Below are 19892 nucleotides of genomic sequence, written 5' to 3'. Positions count from 1 at the left end.
AACGTTTTTGTCCTCCCCCTTTCGCCCCGGAATTGTTAGGCTCGTGGTTTCGCCCGCTCAGGAAGGACAATCCTTCTGAGTAGGGCGATGCTTTGTCTTCCCAGTACCTACGAGGAGCACCTGTGACCCAGACCAGCGACAACGTCACCTGGCTCACCCAGGAGGCGTACAACCAGCTCAAGGCCGAGCTGGAGTACCTGTCTGGTCCCGCGCGCACGGAGATCGCCAAGAAGATCGAGGCGGCCCGTGAGGAGGGCGACCTGCGGGAGAACGGCGGGTACCACGCGGCCAAGGAGGAGCAGGGCAAGCAGGAGCTCCGTGTGCGCCAGCTGACCCAGCTCCTGGACAACGCGAAGGTCGGCGAGGCCCCCGCGGACGACGGCATCGTCGAGCCCGGCATGGTCGTGACGATCGCCTTCGACGGCGACGAGGACGACACCCTGACCTTCCTGATGGCGTCGCGGGAGTACGCGAGCTCGGACATCGAGACGTACTCGCCGCAGTCCCCGCTGGGGGTCGGTGTCAACGGCAAGAAGGTCGGCGAGGACGCCGAGTACGAACTGCCGAACGGCAAGAAGGCCATGGTGAAGATCCTCGACGCCAAGCCGTACACCGGCTGAGCCGTACGCCGAACGAAGAGCCGTACGCAGAGCCCCCGGCACGCGGTGCGTGCCGGGGGCTCTGCGCTTCGCTCAGGCGGTCGCCGAGCGGTACTTGCGCACCGCGAGGGTCCGGAAGACCGCGATGATGGCGAGCGACCAGAGGGCCGAGGCCAGCACCGGGTGCTCCATCGGCCAGGCGTCCGACAACGAGGCGCCCGGGTTGCCGAAGAGCTCGCGGCACGCCTGGACGGTGGCGCTGAAGGGGTTCCATTCGGCGATGGGCCGCAGCCACGACGTGAGCTTGCTGGAGTCCACGAAGGCGGTCGAGATGAACGTGACCGGGAAGAGCCAGATCAGGCCGCCGGAGGTGGCCGCCTCGGGCGTGCGCACCGACAGCCCGATCAGGGCGCCGATCCACGAGAACGCGTAGCCCAGCAGAAGCAGCAGGGCGAAGGCGCCCAGCGCCTTGGCGATGCCCTCGTGGGCACGCCAGCCGACGAGCAGCGCGACGACGACGAGGACGACCACGGTCAGCGCGGTCTGCACGAGGTCGGCGAGCGTACGGCCGGTGAGGACCGCGCCGCGGGCCATCGGCAGCGAGCGGAACCGGTCGATGAGGCCCTTGTGCATATCGTCGGCGATGCCCGCGCCGGCGCCCGCGGTGGCGAAGGTGACGGTCTGGGCGAAGATGCCGGCCATCAGGAACTCGCGGTAGACCTCCGGCGAGGTCGACTGGCCGATCTGCATGGAGCCGCCGAAGACGTAGCTGAACAGCACCACGAACATGACCGGCTGGATCATGCCGAAGATGATCATCTCGGGGATCCGGGTCATGCGGATCAGGTTCCGCTTGGCGACGACGAGCGAGTCGCTGACCGACTGCCCGATGCCGCCGCGCGGCCGGGGGGCCACGACCGTGGCCGCGTCCACTGAGGTGCTCACTTCGCGCTCTCCTTCCGGTTCTTGCGGCCCTGAGCCTGACGGGGCCGGGCGTCCTGTTCCTCGTCGCCGTTCTCGTCGGCGACCTCGGCCGCGTGGCCGGTCAGCGAGATGAACACGTCGTCGAGCGTGGGCCGGCGCAGGCCGATGTCGTCGATCTCCACGCCGCGGGCGTCGAGGTCGCGGATGACCTCGGCGAGCAGCTTCGCGCCTCCGGTGACCGGGACGGTGAGCTTGCGGGTGTGCTCGGCGACCGTGACGTCGCCCTTGCCGTAGGCGGCGAGGACCTCGCGTGCCGGGGTGATCTCGTCGCGCTCGTGGACGACGACCTCCACGCGTTCCCCGCCGGTGCGCGCCTTGAGCTGGTCGGCGGTGCCGCGGGCGATGACCTTGCCGTGGTCGACGACGCAGATGGTGTCGGCGAGGTGGTCGGCCTCCTCCAGGTACTGCGTCGTGAGCAGCAGGGTCGTACCGCCCCGGACGAGCTCCTGGATGACCTCCCACAACTGCTGGCGGTTGCGCGGGTCGAGGCCGGTGGTCGGCTCGTCCATGAACATCACGGGCGGGGAGACGACCAGTGCCGCGGCCAGGTCGAGCCGGCGGCGCATGCCGCCGGAGTAGGTCTTGGCGGGGCGGTCGGCGGCCTCGGCGAGGTTGAAGCGGTCGAGCAGCTCGCCCGCGCGGACCTTCGCGTCGCGTGCGTTCATCTGGTAGAGCCGGCCGACCATCTGGAGGTTCTCCCGGCCGGTCAGGTACTCGTCGACGGCGGCGAACTGGCCGGACAGCCCGATGGACCTGCGCACCTCGTTGGGGTGCTTGAGCACGTCGATCCCGGCGACGACGGCGGATCCGCTGTCGGGCCGCAGGAGGGTGGTCAGCACGCGCACGGTGGTGGTCTTGCCGGCGCCGTTCGGGCCGAGAAGTCCGAGGACCGTGCCTTCCGGGACGTCGAGATCGACGCCGTCGAGTGCCCTGACGTCGCCGAAGGTCTTCACCAGACCTTCGGCGTGAATGGCGCCTGGCATGGGGGTCTCCCAGGGAACAGGTGGATGGGTCACTTCTGGACGAAAGCATGCAAATGCCCGCGAACCCGCGCAGGGGGATGCGGTCACAGCCGAAACAGTATCGCGATACATCGCGTCTCTACAAGTGCATCGCGACATCCGTCTGCGTACGGATGCCGCGTGAACGCTCCCGGACGGGGCCGTCCCCCCGAGGCGGCAGGGCCTCAGTCGAGGATCGTGTAACCGTTGGCGCGCAGCGTCGCCGCGACCTCCTCGCAGTGTTCCGGCCCCTTCGTCTCCAGGTGCAGTTCGACCTCGACCTCCGTGAGCCCGAGGCGCGGATCGGTCCGCACATGACTCACGTCGAGGACGTTGGCGTCCGCCACCGACAGCGCCCCCAGCAGCCCGGCCAGCGCGCCCGGACGGTCCGTCAGACGCAGCCGCAGCGACAGGTACCGGCCCGCCGCCGCCATGCCGTGGCGCAGGATGCGCTGCATCAGCAGCGGATCCACGTTGCCGCCCGACAGGAGCGCGACCACCGGCCCCTCGAACGACGTGGGATCGCTCAGCAGCGCCGCCACCGTGCTGGCCCCGGCCGGTTCGACGACCATCTTGGCCCGCTCCAGACAGAGCAGCAGCGCGCTGGAGAGCTCCCCCTCGGAGACCGTACGGACGTCGTCCACCAGATCGCCAATGATTTTGAAGGGAACGTCACCGGGCCGCCCGACCTTGATCCCGTCCGCCATCGTCGTCGGCGCGTCGATCGACACCGGCCGCCCCGCCGCCAGCGAAGGCGGATACGCCGCCGCCCCCTCCGCCTGGACGCCGATCACCTTGACATCGGGCCGCAGCGCCTTCACCGCCACCGCGATACCCGCCACGAGACCGCCGCCGCCGACGCCGACGAGGATCGTCCGCACCTCCGGGCACTGCTCCAGGATCTCCAGCCCCACCGTCCCCTGCCCCGCCACGATGTCGGGGTGGTCGAAGGGGTGGATGAACACCGCACCCGTCTCCCGGGCGTACTCCTCGGCCGCCGCCAGCGTCTCGTCGACCACATGCCCCACGAGCCGCACGTCGGCGCCGTACTCCCGCGTCGCGGCCACCTTGGGCAGCGGGGCGCCGACCGGCATGAAGACGGTGGAGCGCACCCCGAGCAGCGACGAGGCCAGCGCGACACCCTGCGCGTGGTTGCCCGCGGACGCGGCGACCACCCCGGCCGCGCGCTCCTCCGGCCGCAGCCCGGCGATGCGCACATAGGCGCCGCGGAGCTTGAACGACCCGGTGCGCTGCAGGTTCTCGCACTTCAGGTGCACCGGCGCTCCCACGAGCCGCGTCAGGTGCCGGCTGCCCTCCATGGGGGTCATCCGCGCGACCCCGGACAGCATCTTCTGGGCCCCCCGGACATCGTCGAGGATGACGGAACGCAGGATCTCGGGCGTGCGGAAGCTCATGTCACAAGTCTCCCAGTTCGCCCGGTGCACGGGGCCGCCGTCCGAATCCCGGGCAGTCCCGCACGGGATTGTGCAGCGCCCGTACGCACCACGGCGGGGCCGCGTACTCTGTCCCCCACCAACCGACCACCGCACGAGAGAGCCCCCCACTGCCATGCCCACTTCCCAGGACATGACGACAGATCTCGCTCCCGGCCTCCTCGATGCCCTCCAGCACCAGGTGGCCGTCTTCGCCCGGCGCGCGGAACAGACCCGGCTCGGCGGCGTGGGCCAGGTCCGCAACTCCATGGACCGCGCCGCCTACCTGCTGCTCAACCGCCTCGACCAGGAAGGCCCCATGGGCGTCAAGGCGCTCGCCGCGGGCATGGGTATCGACTCGTCGACCGTGACCCGGCAGGTCGCGCCGCTCGTCGACACCGGTCTGGTCAAGCGCACCTCGCACCCCGAGGACGGCCGCGCGGTCGTCCTCCAGCTCTCCCCCCGCGGCCAGGCCCGTCTCGACGAGGTGCGCGCCTCGCGGCGCGAGCTGATGCGGCAGGTGACGGAAGGCTGGACGGAGAGCGAGCGCGAGTCGTTCTGCACCCTGCTCACCCGCTTCAACACCGCCCTGTCCGCCCGCCAGGCCGGCCTGCCGACGGCGGAAGCTGAGACTCCGCCGGCCTCCTGACCAGGGCGGGGCCGACCGCCCCGGCCGACCCCTTGACCAGGGATGCGGCTTGGGCCCTATATGAGGACGTGAGCGAGCGGAATCCGGCCAGGCACCGCCGCCGCGCCAAGGAGTTCGACGCCTTCGTGGCGGGCGCGGCCGGCCGGCTGCTGCACGCCGCCACCCTGCTCACCGCCGAGCCCACGGGCGCCAACCCGCAGGCCCAGCAGCTGCTGACCGCCGCGCTCGCCCGCACCTACGCCGACTGGGACCGGCTGCGCGGCGAGGACCCGTACGACCGCACCCGCCAGGAGCTCGCCACCCGCTTCGCCCGCGGGGCCTGGCGCCACCACCGCTCACACGGCGGGGTGCTCGGCCGGCTGACCCCGCAGGAGCGCCTGATCCTGGTGCTGCGGCTGTACGAAGGGGTCGCCGAGGAGCAGACAGCCGCGCTGCTCGGCATCCCGGCGGACCGGGTGCGCGCGATCTGCACCCGGGCCGTCGCCGTCATGCGCAGCACACCGCCGAAGCCTCCGACGGCCCGGCTGCGGGCGGCGTCATGAGCGGCAGCGACCGCAAGGAGAGCGAGGTCCGCCGGATGATGGAGGGCCCCCAGCCCGCCGTGCCGGCCGATCTCGGGGTCCGCGCCGCGGCCCGCGGCGGCCGGCTGCTGCGCCGCCGGCGCGTGCTGCGGCGGGTGGCCTGGCTGGTGCTCGTCGCGGCGGCCCTCGCCTTCGCGGTGTGGGCGACGGTGTACCAGCCGTGGGTGGTGCCGCCGTCGGAGACGACACCGCCGCTCGAAGGCTTCTGACCGGCCCGTCGTCCGGTCCGGCGGTCGTCCGTACCGTCACCGACAGGTCACATTCACCCGGTCCGTCCGGATCTATCCTGAAAACGAGCGGCGCCCAGAGCATGCCGAGGAGGCCCTCATGACCAGGAAAGTCGCCGACTGCCGCAAGAGCCCGAGCGTCTCGGGCTGCACCCTCACCATCGCCGGCGAGGAGGAAGAAGTCGTGCGGGCGGCCGCCGAGCACGCCGTGTCCGTCCACGGGCACACCGACAGCCCCGAGCTTCGTCAGATGGTCCGTGACTCGCTGGAGGACGAGAAGGTGAACGTCTGAAACAAGACACGCGTCGGGCCCCGGCCGGGGCCCGACGCGTGTGTCAGGGTCAACTCCCTCAGCCGAGCGCCTGCTTGAGGTCCGCCAGCAGGTCGTCGACCGCCTCGATGCCCACCGAAAGACGCACCAGGTCGCCCGGCACCTCCAGCGCCGAACCGACCACCGACGCGTGGGTCATCCGCCCCGGGTGCTCGATCAGCGACTCGACGCCGCCGAGCGACTCGCCCAGCGTGAACAGCTTCGCGCGGTTGCAGACCTCGACCGCCGCCGCCTCGCCGCCCTGCACCCGGAACGACACCATGCCGCCGAACGCCTTCATCTGCTTCGCCGCGACCTCGTGCCCCGGGTGCTCCGGCAGACCCGGGTAGAGCACCTGGGTCACCTTCGGGTGCGTGGTCAGCATCTCCGCGACACGCGTCGCGTTCTCGCTGTGGCGGTCCATGCGCACCGGCAGCGTCTTGATGCCCCGCAGCACCAGCCACGCGTCGAACGGGCCGGCCACCGCGCCCATCGCGTTCTGGTGGTAGGCCAGTTCCTCGCCCAGCTCCGCGTCGGCCGCGACCAGCGCACCGCCCACGACGTCCGAGTGACCGCCCATGTACTTGGTCAGCGAGTGCACGACGACGTCCGCGCCGAGGGAGATCGGCTGCTGGAGGTAGGGGCTCGCGAAGGTGTTGTCGACGACGAGCTTCGCGCCCGCCGTCCGCGCCACGTCCGCGACCGCCGCGATGTCCGTGATGCCGAGCAGCGGGTTCGACGGGGTCTCGACCCAGATCACCTTCGTCCGGTCGTTGACCGCGGCCCGCACCGCCGCCGGGTCCGAGGTGTCCGCCACGGAGAAGTCCACGCCCCACCGCTCGACCACCTTGGCGAACAGCCGGAACGTGCCGCCGTAGGCGTCGTTCGGGATCACCACGTGCGCACCGGGCTTCAGCAGCGTACGGAGCAGGCAGTCCTCCGCCGCGAGCCCGGACGCGAAGGCCAGACCGCGCCGGCCGCCCTCGATCGCCGCGAGGTTCTCCTCCAGCGCGGTACGGGTCGGGTTGGCGCTGCGGCTGTACTCGTAACCGCCCCGCAGCCCGCCCACGCCGTCCTGCTTGTAGGTGGAGACCTGGTAGATCGGCGGCACGACGGCGCCGGTCAGCGGGTCCGCGGTGTTGCCCGCATGGATGGCGCGGGTCTCGAAGCTGTGCATGGTGTGGTCGTCGCTCATGAGGCCCGAGCGTAGTCCCGCCACGGGCGGTTCGCGGCCCGGGGCATGCGGGTGCCCGCGCCGCGGAGCGGACGCGTCCCCGGCCGGTCCCCACGGCCGCACGTCCGGGACAATGGAGCCATGGAGATTCTCTGGTTCCTGATCGCGCTGTGCATGCTCGCCGCGGTCATCGGCCCCGTCCTCAGGCGCCGTCACGCGGGCATCCGGCTCGCCCACCCCGGCTCGCCCGATGCCGCGGACCCCGACACCTACGGCTTCCTGCGTCAGGAGGAGCTGGACGTGCGCCTGCCCGGACCGGACCAGGACCTCCTCGACGTACTCGACGTCGTCCAGCGCACCCAGGACTGGCGTGCCGCCGCCCAGCTGCTCGCCGGCACGCCCAAGGAGGGCGAGGTGCGCTGGCAGCGCGTCCAGGCGTTCGCCGGCGCCGCGTCGCTGGAGCTCCAGCAGCAGCCCGGCACCGGCGGGGCATGGCTGCGCGCCTGGCGCGCGGAGGCGCCGAAGGACGCGGGCGGCGCTCAGGTGCACGCGGAGTTCCTCGTCCAGCAGGCGTGGCGGTCGTCGGCCGCCGGCACGGACGACTTCCGGATCATCCTGGAGGAGGCCAGGTCCGTGTGCGCCCAGGCCGCGCTGCTGGCCCCCGGCGACCCGGTCCCGTACATCGTCGAACTGGCCGTCGCCCGCGGGCTCGGCGACTCTCAGGAGCAGTTCGACCAGCTGTGGGCGAAGGTCATCGACCGCGCGCCCAACCACATGGGCGCCCACCTCGCCGCCCTGCACTACCTGTGCGACAAGTGGCACGGCTCCCGCGAGGACGCCGACCACTTCGCGACCACCGCGGCCGCCCGCGCCCCGCAGGGCTCGCTGCTCGCCGCTCTGCCGCTGTTCGCGGTGTACGAGCACCTGCCGGAGATCAACCTGGTCACCGGGTTCTACCAGAGCGCGGTCGTCACCAAGGCGCTGGAAGGCGCCCTGTACGCGGTCCACTCGGCCCGCGCCGACGACCCGATGCTCGCGCACGTACGCCACCTGCTCGTGATGTTCCTGGTCCGCTCCGAGCGCTGGGCCGAGGCGATGAACCAGCTGGTCCACGTGGACGGCCACGTCGGTGCCCTTCCGTGGACGCACAGCAGCGACCCGGCGGCCGAGTACGCGGTCTACCGCGCGCTCGCGGTGGCCGGCTACGAGGCGAACGGCGGCAGCCCGGCGACGCTCCCGCACTGACCCGGCCCCGGCCGCTCCGGCCGGAATTCCCGGTGGTGCCGGGACGTTGTTCCGGTGCCGTCACCGTGAAGGAGATTCCGCCATGCTCTTCGGCCGTACGCCCGTGCTGCCCACCCCGGAGCAGGCCCTCAAGGGCCGCCCCGACCCGGCCTTCGAGGTCCCCGACCGCCACACGGTCCTCGGCAACCCGCTGCTGGGCCCCTACCCCGAGGGCCTGGAGGTCGCGGACTTCGCCCTGGGCTGTTTCTGGGGCGCGGAGCGGAAGTTCTGGCAGACCAAGGGCGTGTGGACGACCCTCGTCGGATACCAGGGCGGCCACACCCCGAACCCGACGTACGAAGAGGCCTGCTCGGGCCTGACCGGCCACACCGAGGCGGTCCGCGTCGTCTTCGACCCCTCGGTCGTCTCGTACGAGGAGCTCCTGAAGCTCTTCTGGGAGTCCCACAACCCGACCCAGGGCTTCCGCCAGGGCAACGACGTGGGCACGCAGTACCGCTCGGCGATCTACACCCACTCCCCGGCCCAGGAGTCTGCGGCGAAGGCGTCGCGCGAGGCGTACCAGCAGGTCCTGACGCGCTCGGGCCACGGCACGATCACCACGGAACTGCTCCCGGCGGAGGGCCGCCCCTTCTATCCGGCCGAGGCGTACCACCAGCAGTACCTCGACAAGAATCCCGGCGGCTACTGCGGCATCGGCGGGACGGGCGTGAGCTGCCCGATCGGCGTGGCGCGGGCGGACGGCGGGGCCTGAGCCGGCTCCTCCGACCCGACGGCCGCGGGCCTGCGTTCGGCCTCCCGCCCATAGGGTCGGCAAGAGACGTGTGATCCCCGTCGAGCGGCTCCGCGGCGCGCTCGTTCCTGCACATTAGGGTGTGCGCCGTGGGGATCACCGGGGAGCGCGTCGTCACGGCAGGGGCGGAAGCCGAGCAGCGGGACGCGGCCGCGTGGTGGCGGATTCCGCTCGTCGTGACGGGTGCCGTCGTGCCCCTGTACGTGCTGTGGGCGCTCGTACTCGCGACCGGCGGCGGCGACCTGGCCGCCCAGTACGCCTGGGCAGGGTTCTTCGAGCGGCACCCCGGCGCCGCGTACAACCTGTCCTGGTACGGCGGCATGCACACCGCGAACTACAGCCTGCTGACCCCGCCGCTGATGGCCCTCCTCGGTGTCCGCGCGGTGTCGGTCGCCGCCGGCCTCGCGGGGACGTGGCTGCTTTCCCTGCTGTGCGTGCGGCGCGGCGTGCGGTACCCGCTGTGGCCGGCGCTCGCCGGTGCGCTCGCGCTGTGGTGCAACGTCGCTTCGGGCCGTACGACGTTCGCCGTGGGGGTCGCCGTCGGGCTTGCGGCCGTGCTGTACGCGCAGAGGGCCTCGCTTGCGGCGGTGTGCGCGGCGCTGGCGACGGCGGCGAGCCCGGTGGCCGGGCTGTTCCTGCTGGTGGTGGGCGCGGCGTACGGGCCGGCCCGGCAGTGGCGCAGGGCGGCGGTGCTGGTGCTGCCGCCGGTGGCGGTGGTGGGCGCGGTGACGCTGCTGTTCCCGTTCGAGGGCGAACAGCCCATGGCGGCGGGCAAGGTGTGGCTGCCCGTCGTGGTGTCGGCGGCGGTGGCCGTCGCGGCGCCGCGCGGGTGGCGGGTGGTGCGGTACGGCGCGGGGATCTACGGCGTGGGTGTCGTGCTGACGTATCTGATCGCCTCGCCGATCGGAACGAACGTCGAGCGGCTGCTCGGGCTCGCCGGTCCTCCCGTGCTGCTGGCCGCGGTGCTCGCGCGCGGCGGGGCCCGGACGCTGCGCGCGCTGCTCGCCGCCGCGCTGGTGGTCAACGCGTACTGGCTGACGGACAAGACGGAGGACGACCTCGTCGTCTCCACCGACGTGCCGGCGTGGGCGGCGCACACGGACGGTGTCGTCGCCGAGCTGGAGCGGCTGGGCGCCGACCGCATGCGGGTCGAGGTGGTGCCCGCCCGCAACCACCGCGAGGCGACCGCGCTCGCGCCGCACGTGAACATGGCGCGCGGCTGGAACCGTCAGCTGGACGTGGAGCGGGGGCGGTTGTTCTACGACGGGTCGCTGTCCCCCGCGACCTACCGCGCGTGGCTGGACCGCTGGGCGGTGGGCCTGGTGGTGCTGCACCACGGGCGGCCCGACGGGCCCGCGGAGGGCGAGGCGGCGATCGTGCGCGGCGAACCGGAGTGGCTGGATCGGGTGTGGCGCGACGCCCACTGGACGGTCTACCAGGTACGGGACGCGGTGCCGCTGGCCGGTGCCCCGGCGAGCGTGGTACGCGGCGACGACGCGGAGCTGGTCGTCCGGATGCCCCGGGCGGGGTCGGTGACGGTGCGGGTGGCCTACTCGCCGTGGCTGCGGGCGAAGGGGGCGTGCGTGCGGCCGGACGGCGCGTGGACGCGCCTGACGGTGCCTCATGCGGGCGTGTACCGGCTGGACTCGGCGTACCGGCTGGACCGTTCGGCGGGCGCTCATTGCGACTGAGGCCGGTGGCCCGGGGATTGCCGGTGGCGTGCTGTGACCCTCGGGTCGTGATCGACCACGTCTGGGTCCAGGTGACGGACCCGGCGGCCAGGACCTCGTTCCCGTCCTTCTGGATCGGCCCGGTGAGGACCGGCGGGCAGCCGCGCGAGGCGCATCTCGCGTTCTCGGCACCCGCGCGACCCGGACGGCAACGATGTGGAGGCGGTCTGCCACGTGCCGGAGCAGCCGCAGTAGGTGCGCGGCTCGTCCTCTGACGAACTCATGCCAGGGACTGGGCGTCACGGAGACGGGCGGCGGTCGCCGCGGCGTCGTAGCCGGGGGCGACCCCGTCCACGAGGACGATGTCGCCGGCCATGTGGCGGGTGCGCAGCGGTATCAGCTCCTGGTAGGCGGCGGACTCGTACCAGGCGCGCGCCTCGTCGATGCCCGGGAAGCCGACCATGACCAGCCCGCCCGGCCAGGTGCCCTCGCGGATCTCGACGGTCGCGCCGTGGACGAGGAAGCGGCCGCCGAACGGGTCGAGGGTCGACTGGATGCGCTCCATGTAGGCGAACACCTCGTCGTCGAGGCGGGCTGCGGGGTACAGGTGGCCGACGGCGTACGCGGTCATGGTGTCCTCCGGGGATCGGGGCGGTTGCCGTGCCTCGATCCTCCCGGGAACGGCGACGCCGGGCGATTACCCGTGAGGTAACCGCCCGGCGTCGACGTCGGATCGTCGCGTCGGATCGTCGGCGTCAGATCGTCGACGTGTCGATCACGAACCGGTAGCGCACGTCGCTCGCGAGCACCCGCTCGTACGCTTCGTTGATCTGGTCGGCCCGGATCAGCTCGATCTCGGCGCCGAAGCCGTGCTCGGCGCAGAAGTCGAGCATCTCCTGGGTCTCGCGGATGCCGCCGATCATGGAGCCCGCGAGGGTCTTGCGGCCGCCGATGACGGAGAACAGGTTGAGGGCGACCGGCTCCTCCGGGGCACCGACGTTGACGAGCGCGCCGTCGGTCTTCAGCAGACCCAGGTACTTGTCGAACGGCAGCGGCGCGGACACGGTCGACACGATGAGGTCGAAGGTGCCGGCCAGCGCCTCGAACGTGGCGTCGTCGCTGGTGGCGTAGTAGTGGTCGGCGCCCAGCGCGAGACCGTCGGCCTTCTTGCGCAGCGTCTGGGACAGCACGGTCACCTCGGCGCCGAGCGCGTGCGCGATCTTGACGCCCATGTGGCCGAGGCCGCCGAGGCCGACGACGGCGACCTTCTTGCCGGGGCCCGCGTTCCAGTGGCGCAGCGGCGAGTAGAGGGTGATGCCGGCGCACAGCAGCGGCGCGGCCTCGTCGAGGGAGAGTCCGTCGGGGATGCGGACGGTGTAGTTCTCGTCGACGACGATCTGGGCGGAGTAGCCGCCGTAGGTGGGCTCCCCGTTCCTGTCGAGCGCGTTGTACGTGCCGGTCATGCCCTGGGTGCAGTACTGCTCCAGACCCTGCCGGCAGTACTCGCACTCGCGGCAGGAGTCGACGAAGCAGCCGACGCCGACCCGGTCGCCGACCGCGAACCTGGTGACGCCGGCTCCGACCTCGGTGACGACGCCGGCGATCTCGTGGCCGGGGACCATCGGGTAGATGCCCTCGCCCCAGCCGTCACGGGCCTGGTGGATGTCGGAGTGGCAGATGCCCGCGTACTTGATGTCGATCAGGACGTCGTGCTCCCCGACGGCGCGACGGGGGACGGTCGTGCGCTCCAGCGGGGCGCCCGCTGCGGGAGCGGCGTAGGCGGGGACGGAGGAAACGTTCGTGGTCATGGCGTCGAGCCTGCCCGACCGGCCGCCGTCCACCCAGCCCTCTGTTGTGCCTACGTCCGCTGTGCCTACCACTGGCAGGGTCAGGATCGTACGTCCGTGCCGCCGCACGACCCGGAATACTTGCTGTATGGACCAGCGCTCCGAACTCAGCGAATTTCTCCGGTCCCGGCGGGCCCGCCTGAAGCCGGAGGACGTCGGGCTGCCCGATTTCGGGCGTCACCGGCGTGTCCCGGGGCTGCGCCGCGAGGAGCTCGCGCAGCTGGCCGGGGTGTCCGTCGCGTACTACACGCGCCTGGAGCAGGGCAACGGGCAGAACGTGTCCACGGAGGTGCTGGACTCGATCGCCCGTGCGCTGCGCCTGACGGACGCGGAGCAGGCGCATCTGACCCATCTGGCGAAGCCGAAGGCGAAGAAGAAGCGGGCGGCCGCGGGCCGGCCGCAGAAGGTACGGCCGCAGCTGCAGCAGCTGGTCGACGCGATGGAGACGGTGCCCGCGCTGTTCCTCGGGCGGCGCCTCGACATCCTGGCGTGGAACCGCATGGCCCGCGCGCTGCTCGGCGATTTCGCGGCGATGGCGCCGGAGGAGCGCAACATGGCCCGGCTCGTCTTCCTCGACCCGAACGCCCGCGCGCTGTACGTCGACTGGGAGTGCAAGGCGACCGAGGTGGTGAGCGTGCTGCGGCTGTGCGCGGGCTGCTATCCGGACGATCCGCAGCTGTCGGCGCTGGTGGGCGAGCTGTCCGTCAAGAGCGAGGACTTCCGCTCGCTGTGGGCGGCCCACACGGTGCAGGAGAAGGGCCACGGCAGCAAGCGCCTGCACCACCCACTGGTGGGCGAGCTGACGCTGGCGTACGAGACGCTGCGGCTCCCCGACGACCACGACCTGTCGCTGATCACGTACCACGCCGAGCCGGGCAGCCGCTCCGAGGAGTCGTTGCGGCTGCTGTCCGGCTGGGGCGTGGACGAGGTGGTGGACGCGGACGTGCGGTGAGCCGCGGCAGGGCGGCTAGAGCGTGGCCTGGAAGTAGGCGACGGTCCGTTCGCGGCGGTAGCCGAGGCGTTCGTTGACGGCCAGCATGGGGCCGTTCTCGTCGGCGACGGTCGTGCCGATCTCCCGTACGCCGGGACACACCAGGGTGACGACGTCCATCATGTGGCGCTTGACGGCGGCGCCGAGGCCCTGGCCGCGCCGGGCGGGGACGACGACGGTGTCGTACTGGAGCGCCCGGGTGTCCGCCGGGTCGCGCAGGACGAGCTCGGTGTAGGCGGCGACGGTCTGCGCACCGGGCGGACCGTGGAGGACCGCCACGGACAGGATGACGCCGCCTCGGTCCTCGACCACCTGCTCCGCGGCGCGCACGCGTGCGGCGTCCCAGGCCGGAGGGGCCTGGTCGATGTCGCCGGTCGGCGCGTCCTGCATGGCGTTGTGGGCCTCGGCGAAGGCGTCGGCCAGCGCGTCGGGCACCACACCGGTCCAGTGCGCGAAGCCGTACCCGTCGGGCAGGAGGGGCGGCTCGGGACGGGCGGCGAGCGCGTCGGCGACGTTCTGTACGTACCAGCCGAGCGGGAGCACGTTCTCGAAGCCCGCGCGGCGGGCGAACGCCTCGCCCCCGCCGCCGACTTCGACGACGGTGGACACGGAGGTCCGGCCGTCCGCGGCGAGTTGTGCGCGTACGGCCTCCCACAGCCCGGCACCCGTGCCGCGGTGCCTGGCGCGCGGGTGCACGGCGAGGACGTCGAGGAAGGCGGCGTGCCGGTTGGCCTCGTCGTCGAACAGGACGAGCGTGGCCACGCCGTCGTACGAGCCGTCGGCGGCCACGGCGGCGAGGTGGACGGCGCGGGTACGGGGGCCGGGGAAGCGGAGCTTGCCCGCGCTCTCGGCCCGGCCCGGCGGGGGCACCGTGGCGGGCAGGTCCTGCGTGTGGGCGGCACGGACGACCTCGTACCAGGCGTCGACGGCGCTGTCGTCGGGTGCGGAGGGCAGGCGTATGACGGTCATCCGGTGGACGCTACGGGCCGGGGCGGGCCGCCGCAGGTGAATTTCCCGGCGCTGTCGGGCCCTTGGCGGAGCCCCGCACGCGAAAGCGGCGGCCCCCGTGTCCGGGTGCCGCCGCTTCGCGGTCGTACGAGGCGTGGGTCAGACGGCGGAGCCGGCCTTCCACTGCGCCCAGTCCATGTTCCAGCCGTTCAGGCCGTTGTCCGGCTTGATGGTGGTGTCCTTGGAGTTCTTCACGATCACGACGTCGCCGATGATCGAGTTGTTGTAGAACCAGGCGCCGGGCTGCTTCGGGTCCTTCGCGCCCTTGACGTCGTTCAGACCCACGCAGCCGTGGCTGGTGTTGGCGTTGCCGAAGACGGAGTCGGCACCCCAGTAGTTGCCGTGGATGAACGTGCCCGACGTGGACAGCCGCATGGCGTGCGGGACGTCCTTGATGTCGTACTCGCCCTTGCCGTCGTCGTCGGTGAAGCCGACCGTGGCACCGTTCATCCGGGTCTCCTTGAACTTCTCGGAGATCACCATCTGACCGTTGTACGTCGGGTTCTCCGGCGAGCCGGCGGAGATCGGGATGGTCTTGACCGTCTTGCCGTCCTGCGTGACCGTCATGGTCTTGGTGGCCGCGTCGACCGTGGAGACCTGGTTGCGGCCGATCGTGAACGAGACGGTCTTCTGCTGGACGCCGAAGACGCCGTCGGCACCCTCGACGCCGTCCAGCGCGAGCTTCATGGTGACGGTCGAGCCCTCGGCCCAGTACTGCTCGGGGCGGAAGTCCAGACGCTGGCCGTTGAACCAGTGCCCGACGACCTCCTGGCCGCTGCTGGTGGTGACGGTGATGCCGGACTGGACGGCCTTGCGGTCCGTGATCGGCTTGTTGAAGTTGATCGAGACCGGCATGCCGACGCCGACGGTGGAGCCGTCCTCGGGCGTGAAGTTGCCGATGAAGCTGTTCGCCGGCGAGACGGTGGTGAAGGAGGCGTTCTCATGGGCCTCCAGGCCCGCCGAGTCCTTCGCCGTCGCGGCGATCTTGTACGTGGTGGAGCGCTGGAGCTGGCCGTCCGGCTGCCAGCTCGTGCCGTCGGAGGAGAGGGTGCCCTTGACGGGCGTGCCGTCCGCCGTGGTCATGGTGACCTCGGTCAGGGTGCCGTCGCTGACGGTGACCTTGGCGGCGTTGTTGATGCTGGCGTTCGTCGAGCCGTTCTTCGGCGAGATCGCTATTCGGGCCTTGGAGACCTCCTTGGCGGCCGCCTCGTCGACCTCGGCCTGCGACGCCTTCGAGCTCTCGGCGCTGCTCGCCCCCTTGTCCCCGCCCCCGTCATTGCATGCGGAAAGCACCAGCACGCCGCCGAGCACCGCGGATGCGGCCATCAGGCCCTTGCGCCGCTTGCTGTCCGTGATCACACGCTTCTCCATCGTTGCCGATTCCCCTGACCCTCTCCCATGGACAACCCCCATTTCGGGGCATCCGGTTCCCCATCCGCAAGGGATGTGGGAAACACCACTGCCTGGTGGCGTGCCCCCCGACACCCACCTCACCGATGTGATCGACGCTGCTCCCGTCCCGACGGTTGCATCCGTTCCCCTGATTCGGCACGAAAATTTCAGGGTCCCGGTTCGCCTGCCCGGTGAACCGGGACCCGAAGCGTGTCGTCTTGCGGAGCCGGCCACCGAGCCTGCCGGTGGTCGGCGCCCGTTCCCTTCCATCATCCCTCCCGCCGGGTCCGGCCCCGTACACACCCTCCCCGTCCCGGCCCGACGCCCTACCTGCCCTCGTCGGCGTCCTCGTCGTCCTCGTCGCCTTCGTCGCGCATGTCGTCGAGATCGTCGTCGAGGTCCCACTCCTGCGCCTCGGGGTCGTAGTCGACCGGCTCGCTGCTCCAGGACGCCTGCGCCAGCTCCACGCCGGGCACCTCGGCGACCAGGTCGAAGGGGTCGATCAGGTACGCGAGGGCCTCCGCCTCGTCCTCGCGCACCGCGGACTCCGCATGCGTGCGCTCCTCGTCGGGCATGAACTCGTCGGCGGCGATGCGCTCCAGGGCCGCGCCGGTGAGGGCCTCGGATTCCTCGATCTCCAGCACCAGTTCCACGCGCAGTCGCACAAACCGTGATGTCTCAGAAGTCGTCATGGTGCGGAGCGTATGGTGCCCGCACCCTCGGCTTTCCCGCGACCCGCTGCTTTCACTAGCATCGGCTCACCCGGCCAAATCGAAGATGCCTCAAGGGGGATCGAGTCCGTGTCCGTCGCACGTCGACCGCTGCTGACCGCCACTGCCGCAGGGACTCTGCTGTGTGCACTGTGGTTCGTCCCCTCGGCGAACGCCACTGCCGAGAGACAGGCCGCGCAGCAGCCCGGCGCCGGCTCGGCCACCGAGACGCAGACCTCGGGCGGGCACGAGTTGCGACTCGCGGAGACCGGCAGCGTGGACACCACGCCGTATGTGATCGGCGGGACGGCCTTCCTGGCGGTCGGAGCCGGTTTCGTGGCGTACTCCGTGCGCAGGCGCGGCGAGTACGCCGTCTGACGCCCGCACGGCACGCTGAAAGGCCGCTCCGCCGTCGTCGGCGGGGCGGCCCTTCCGCTCGGGCGTCAGGCCAGCGGACCGGTCACGGGCTCCACGGCCGCGACGAGCTTCCCGTCGCGTACGAACGCCTCCGCGGCCTCCAGGTCCGGCGCGAGGAAGCGGTCCGGGCCCGGGCCCTGGACACCCGCCTCGCGCAGGGCGGCGATGGCGGCCTGGGAGGCGGGCGCCGGGGTCAGATGGCGGCGCAGCTCGATGGCGCGGGTCGCCGCGTACAGCTCGACGGCGATGATGCGCGTCAGGTTGCCGACGGCGGTGCGCAGCTTGCGGGCGGCCGACCAGCCCATGGAGACGTGGTCCTCCTGCATGGCGGACGACGGGATGGAGTCGACGGACGCCGGGACGGCCAGCCGCTTCATCTCGCTGACCAGGGCGGCCTGCGTGTACTGGGCGATCATCAGGCCCGAGTCCACGCCCGCGTCGTCGGCGAGGAACGGCGGCAGGCCGTGGGAGCGGTTCTTGTCGAGGAGCCGGTCGGTGCGGCGCTCGGCGATGGACCCGAGGTCGGCGGCGGCGACGGCGAGGAAGTCCAGGACGTAGGCGACGGGCGCGCCGTGGAAGTTGCCGTTGGACTCCACACGGCCTCCCCCAGAGCCTCCTGCCTGGGAGGTACCCCCAGGCAGCACGACCGGATTGTCGACGGCCGAGGCCAGCTCGCGGTCGGCGACCAGGCGGGCGTGCGCCATGGTGTCGCGGCCCGCGCCCGCGACCTGCGGCGCGCAGCGCACGGAGTACGCGTCCTGGACGCGGGGCGCCTCCTCCTCCTGGAAGTGGCCGGTGAGGCCCGAGCCCTTGAGGACGGCGAGCATGTTGGCCGCGGCGGCGCCCTGGCCGGGGTGCGGGCGGATGGCGTGCAGCTCGGGCGCGAGGACCTTCTCGGTGCCGAGCAGGGCCTCCAGTGTCAGAGCCGCGGTGACGTCGGCGGACTTGTAGAGGCGGTCGAGGTCGGCCAGGGCCATGACCAGCATGCCGAGCATGCCGTCGGTGCCGTTGAGGAGGGCGAGGCCCTCCTTCTCGCGCAGCTCGACGGGCTCGATGCCGTGCTCGGCGAGCAGCTCACCGGCGGGCCGCACCGTGCCGTCGGGGCCCTCGGCGTCGCCTTCGCCCATGAGGGCGAGCGCGCAGTGCGACAGCGGCGCGAGGTCGCCGGAGCAGCCGAGGGAGCCGTACTCGTGGACGACGGGCGTGATGCCCGCGTTCAGCACGTCGGCCATGGTCTGCGCGACCTCGGGGCGTACGCCGGTGCGGCCGGAGCAGACGGTCTTCAGACGCAGGAACATCAGGGCCCGCACGACCTCGCGCTCCACGCGCGGGCCCATGCCGGCCGCGTGCGAGCGGACGATGTTGCGCTGCAGCTGGGCGCGCAGCTCGGGGCTGATGTGCCGGGTGGCGAGGGCGCCGAAGCCGGTGGAGACCCCGTAGACGGGCTCGGGCTTCGCGGCCAGGGCGTCCACGATGGAGCGGGCCTCGGCGAGGGCGACGCGGGCTTCGGCGGAGAGCTCGACGCGGGCACCTTCGCGGGCCACGGCGATGACGTCATCGGCGGTGGTACCGGACGTCCCCACCACGACTGTTTGCATATCCATATTCAGCAGCGTACGGACTGAATCCCAACCTGTCACCAGTCGGCCTCGGACGCGCCCCTTACCGCCTCACGGCTCGCTCCAGGGCTCCTGCGCCTCCGCGTCCTCCTCGGGGCGGGCGTCGCGGAAGCGGCGGCGGTCCTGCGGGGAGCGCGGCGGGCTGTCGGCGAGCCGCATGACCGTGCCGTCGCGGCCGGCCACCACGGGCCGCGGCGACCGGGCCGCCTTCGCCCGGTACTGGGCCGCGTCCGCCAGCCGGAACAGCCGCCGGCCCGAGCGCACCTGGCCGATCGGGTCGCCGGTGGACGCGACCCCGCAGGCGACCCCCGCCCCGAGCTCCAACTCGTCCGCCCTGATACACAGTTCGTCCGCGGCCTTGATCACCTCGTCGGCCGAGGGGCCCACGCTGACCAGGCAGAACTCGTCACCGCCCAGGCGGGCTGCGAGGGCGCCGGGCAGCATCGCCCCGCACCGCGACAGCACCGAGCCGAAGCGCTCCAGCAGCCGGTCGCCCGCCGCGTGCCCGAGAGTGTCGTTGACCTGCTTGAGGCCGTTGAGGTCGCACACCACGAGGCTGACCACCGAGTCGTCCCTGCGGTGCTGCTCCAGCGCCTCGTCCAGGCGGGTGTCCACGGCGCGGCGGTTGGCGAGACCGGTCAGCGGGTCCGTGAACGCGAGCCTGCGCACCTCCTCCAGCCGCTCGGTCTGCGCGATGCCCGCGGCCACGACCGAGGCGAGCACGGTCGCGAAATCGGCGTCCTCGCGGCCGAAGACGGGTGCGCCGAGCAGCCGGGCCACGTACAACTCGCCCCAGGCCCGGCCGTGCAGCACGATCGGGGCCACGACGCAGCAGCCGCGCCGGCGCCGGCGCAGGGCGGCGACCCGCTGGTGGCAGTAGCCGTGCCCGTCGGTGGCCGGCCCGTCGGCCGTCTCCACCCAGGCGTCGGGCTCACCCCCGCCCGCCCACTGCTCGTGCAGGAACTCGGTGATCTCGGGAAAACGGTTCACCGGGTACGTCTCCGACTCCGGGAACTCCTCCTCGCCCTCGGCCCGTTGCCCGGCGTTGACCAGCACCTTGAGCCGGCCCCGCTCGCGCTCCCACACGGACAGCGCGGCGAAGGCGCCGTCCAGCGCGACACAGGCGCCCAGCGCCGCCGCCCGCCAGGACTCGCGCGGTGTGTGGGCGGCCGCCATCGCCTGAGCCAGTGCCACCACGGCCCGCAACCGCTGATCCTCAGCCATCACCCCAGCTTAGGGAGGTTT

General features: G+C 72.0%; 21 protein-coding genes. 10 read left to right on the top strand and 11 right to left on the bottom strand.

The window, feature by feature from the left end; genetic code table 11:
• Positions 1 to 122: 122 nt before the first annotated feature.
• Positions 123 to 620: a transcription elongation factor GreA gene (gene greA, locus ACF08N_RS07850; RefSeq protein WP_392323692.1), complete on the top strand. Its 498-nt coding sequence runs from the start codon at positions 123 to 125 to the stop codon at positions 618 to 620.
• Positions 621 to 692: 72 nt separating this feature from the next.
• Here the strand turns inward: greA and ACF08N_RS07845 are convergent, their stop codons facing one another.
• The 3 genes from ACF08N_RS07845 to ilvA form a co-directional block, all read right to left on the bottom strand.
• On the bottom strand, positions 693 to 1544 hold the full coding sequence (locus ACF08N_RS07845) for an ABC transporter permease (protein WP_392323691.1): 852 nt from the start codon (positions 1542 to 1544) through the stop codon (positions 693 to 695).
• Positions 1541 to 2566 carry an ATP-binding cassette domain-containing protein gene (locus ACF08N_RS07840; protein WP_392323690.1) on the bottom strand — a complete coding sequence of 342 codons (1026 nt, stop codon included), beginning with the start codon at positions 2564 to 2566 and terminating at the stop codon, positions 1541 to 1543. The genes ACF08N_RS07845 and ACF08N_RS07840 overlap by 4 nt, the downstream gene beginning before the upstream one ends.
• A gap of 203 nt (positions 2567 to 2769) precedes the next feature.
• On the bottom strand, positions 2770 to 3999 hold the full coding sequence (gene ilvA / locus ACF08N_RS07835) for a threonine ammonia-lyase (protein ID WP_392323689.1): 1230 nt from the start codon (positions 3997 to 3999) through the stop codon (positions 2770 to 2772).
• A 154-nt stretch (positions 4000 to 4153) separates the two neighbouring features.
• Between ilvA and ACF08N_RS07830 the strand changes: the two genes are divergently transcribed.
• From ACF08N_RS07830 to ACF08N_RS07815, 4 genes are all read left to right on the top strand, one after another.
• Positions 4154 to 4666: a MarR family transcriptional regulator gene (locus ACF08N_RS07830; RefSeq protein ID WP_365993894.1), complete on the top strand. Its 513-nt coding sequence runs from the start codon at positions 4154 to 4156 to the stop codon at positions 4664 to 4666.
• A 68-nt stretch (positions 4667 to 4734) separates the two neighbouring features.
• On the top strand, positions 4735 to 5208 hold the full coding sequence (locus tag ACF08N_RS07825; protein ID WP_392323688.1) for a sigma factor-like helix-turn-helix DNA-binding protein: 474 nt from the start codon (positions 4735 to 4737) through the stop codon (positions 5206 to 5208).
• On the top strand, positions 5205 to 5456 hold the full coding sequence (locus ACF08N_RS07820; RefSeq protein WP_392323687.1) for a hypothetical protein: 252 nt from the start codon (positions 5205 to 5207) through the stop codon (positions 5454 to 5456). Before ACF08N_RS07825 ends, ACF08N_RS07820 begins: the two co-directional genes overlap by 4 nt.
• 118 nt (positions 5457 to 5574) lie before the next feature.
• On the top strand, positions 5575 to 5766 hold the full coding sequence (locus tag ACF08N_RS07815) for a DUF1059 domain-containing protein (protein WP_392323686.1): 192 nt from the start codon (positions 5575 to 5577) through the stop codon (positions 5764 to 5766).
• A gap of 58 nt (positions 5767 to 5824) precedes the next feature.
• Here the strand turns inward: ACF08N_RS07815 and ACF08N_RS07810 are convergent, their stop codons facing one another.
• The gene (locus ACF08N_RS07810) at positions 5825 to 6979 is read right to left on the bottom strand and encodes a cystathionine gamma-synthase (protein WP_392323685.1); all 1155 of its coding nucleotides are present in this window, start codon (positions 6977 to 6979) and stop codon (positions 5825 to 5827) included.
• Between the two features lie 120 nt (positions 6980 to 7099).
• On the opposite strand from ACF08N_RS07810, the gene ACF08N_RS07805 reads away from it, so the two are divergent.
• The 3 genes from ACF08N_RS07805 to ACF08N_RS07795 all read left to right on the top strand — a co-directional run bounded on the left by ACF08N_RS07805 (position 7100) and on the right by ACF08N_RS07795 (position 10684).
• Positions 7100 to 8203 carry a hypothetical protein gene (locus ACF08N_RS07805; RefSeq protein WP_392323684.1) on the top strand — a complete coding sequence of 368 codons (1104 nt, stop codon included), beginning with the start codon at positions 7100 to 7102 and terminating at the stop codon, positions 8201 to 8203.
• An 82-nt stretch (positions 8204 to 8285) separates the two neighbouring features.
• A complete protein-coding gene (msrA, locus tag ACF08N_RS07800; RefSeq protein ID WP_392323683.1) occupies positions 8286 to 8954 on the top strand; it encodes a peptide-methionine (S)-S-oxide reductase MsrA in 669 nt (222 codons plus the stop codon).
• A 203-nt stretch (positions 8955 to 9157) separates the two neighbouring features.
• On the top strand, positions 9158 to 10684 hold the full coding sequence (locus ACF08N_RS07795; RefSeq protein WP_392323917.1) for a hypothetical protein: 1527 nt from the start codon (positions 9158 to 9160) through the stop codon (positions 10682 to 10684).
• Between the two features lie 259 nt (positions 10685 to 10943).
• On the opposite strand, the gene ACF08N_RS07790 is transcribed toward ACF08N_RS07795, so the two are convergent.
• Both ACF08N_RS07790 and ACF08N_RS07785 read right to left on the bottom strand, forming a co-directional pair.
• On the bottom strand, positions 10944 to 11294 hold the full coding sequence (locus ACF08N_RS07790; RefSeq protein WP_392323682.1) for a DUF1330 domain-containing protein: 351 nt from the start codon (positions 11292 to 11294) through the stop codon (positions 10944 to 10946).
• Between the two features lie 124 nt (positions 11295 to 11418).
• The gene (locus ACF08N_RS07785) at positions 11419 to 12471 is read right to left on the bottom strand and encodes an NAD(P)-dependent alcohol dehydrogenase (protein WP_392323681.1); all 1053 of its coding nucleotides are present in this window, start codon (positions 12469 to 12471) and stop codon (positions 11419 to 11421) included.
• 127 nt (positions 12472 to 12598) lie between these two features.
• On the opposite strand from ACF08N_RS07785, the gene ACF08N_RS07780 reads away from it, so the two are divergent.
• The gene (locus ACF08N_RS07780; protein ID WP_392323680.1) at positions 12599 to 13462 is read left to right on the top strand and encodes a helix-turn-helix transcriptional regulator; all 864 of its coding nucleotides are present in this window, start codon (positions 12599 to 12601) and stop codon (positions 13460 to 13462) included.
• Positions 13463 to 13477: 15 nt separating this feature from the next.
• Here the strand turns inward: ACF08N_RS07780 and ACF08N_RS07775 are convergent, their stop codons facing one another.
• From ACF08N_RS07775 to ACF08N_RS07765, 3 genes are all read right to left on the bottom strand, one after another.
• The gene (locus ACF08N_RS07775) at positions 13478 to 14470 is read right to left on the bottom strand and encodes a GNAT family N-acetyltransferase (RefSeq protein ID WP_392323679.1); all 993 of its coding nucleotides are present in this window, start codon (positions 14468 to 14470) and stop codon (positions 13478 to 13480) included.
• A gap of 138 nt (positions 14471 to 14608) precedes the next feature.
• On the bottom strand, positions 14609 to 15880 hold the full coding sequence (locus tag ACF08N_RS07770) for an Ig-like domain-containing protein (protein ID WP_392323678.1): 1272 nt from the start codon (positions 15878 to 15880) through the stop codon (positions 14609 to 14611).
• A 347-nt stretch (positions 15881 to 16227) separates the two neighbouring features.
• On the bottom strand, positions 16228 to 16593 hold the full coding sequence (locus ACF08N_RS07765) for a hypothetical protein (RefSeq protein ID WP_392323677.1): 366 nt from the start codon (positions 16591 to 16593) through the stop codon (positions 16228 to 16230).
• A gap of 108 nt (positions 16594 to 16701) precedes the next feature.
• Between ACF08N_RS07765 and ACF08N_RS07760 the strand changes: the two genes are divergently transcribed.
• Positions 16702 to 16989: an LAETG motif-containing sortase-dependent surface protein gene (locus ACF08N_RS07760; RefSeq protein WP_392323676.1), complete on the top strand. Its 288-nt coding sequence runs from the start codon at positions 16702 to 16704 to the stop codon at positions 16987 to 16989.
• 65 nt (positions 16990 to 17054) lie between these two features.
• Here the strand turns inward: ACF08N_RS07760 and hutH are convergent, their stop codons facing one another.
• Both hutH and ACF08N_RS07750 read right to left on the bottom strand, forming a co-directional pair.
• Complete coding sequence (hutH, locus tag ACF08N_RS07755; RefSeq protein WP_392323916.1) at positions 17055 to 18626, bottom strand: histidine ammonia-lyase; 1572 nt, start codon at positions 18624 to 18626, stop codon at positions 17055 to 17057.
• A gap of 72 nt (positions 18627 to 18698) precedes the next feature.
• The gene (locus ACF08N_RS07750) at positions 18699 to 19871 is read right to left on the bottom strand and encodes a diguanylate cyclase domain-containing protein (protein ID WP_392323675.1); all 1173 of its coding nucleotides are present in this window, start codon (positions 19869 to 19871) and stop codon (positions 18699 to 18701) included.
• Positions 19872 to 19892 lie beyond the last annotated feature (21 nt).

The organism is Streptomyces sp. NPDC015127 (assembly GCF_043080095.1).
Lineage (GTDB): Bacteria > Actinomycetota > Actinomycetes > Streptomycetales > Streptomycetaceae > Streptomyces.
Note: the sequence above shows the minus strand (reverse complement) of the source record. Positions and strands in the feature narration are given on the sequence as shown.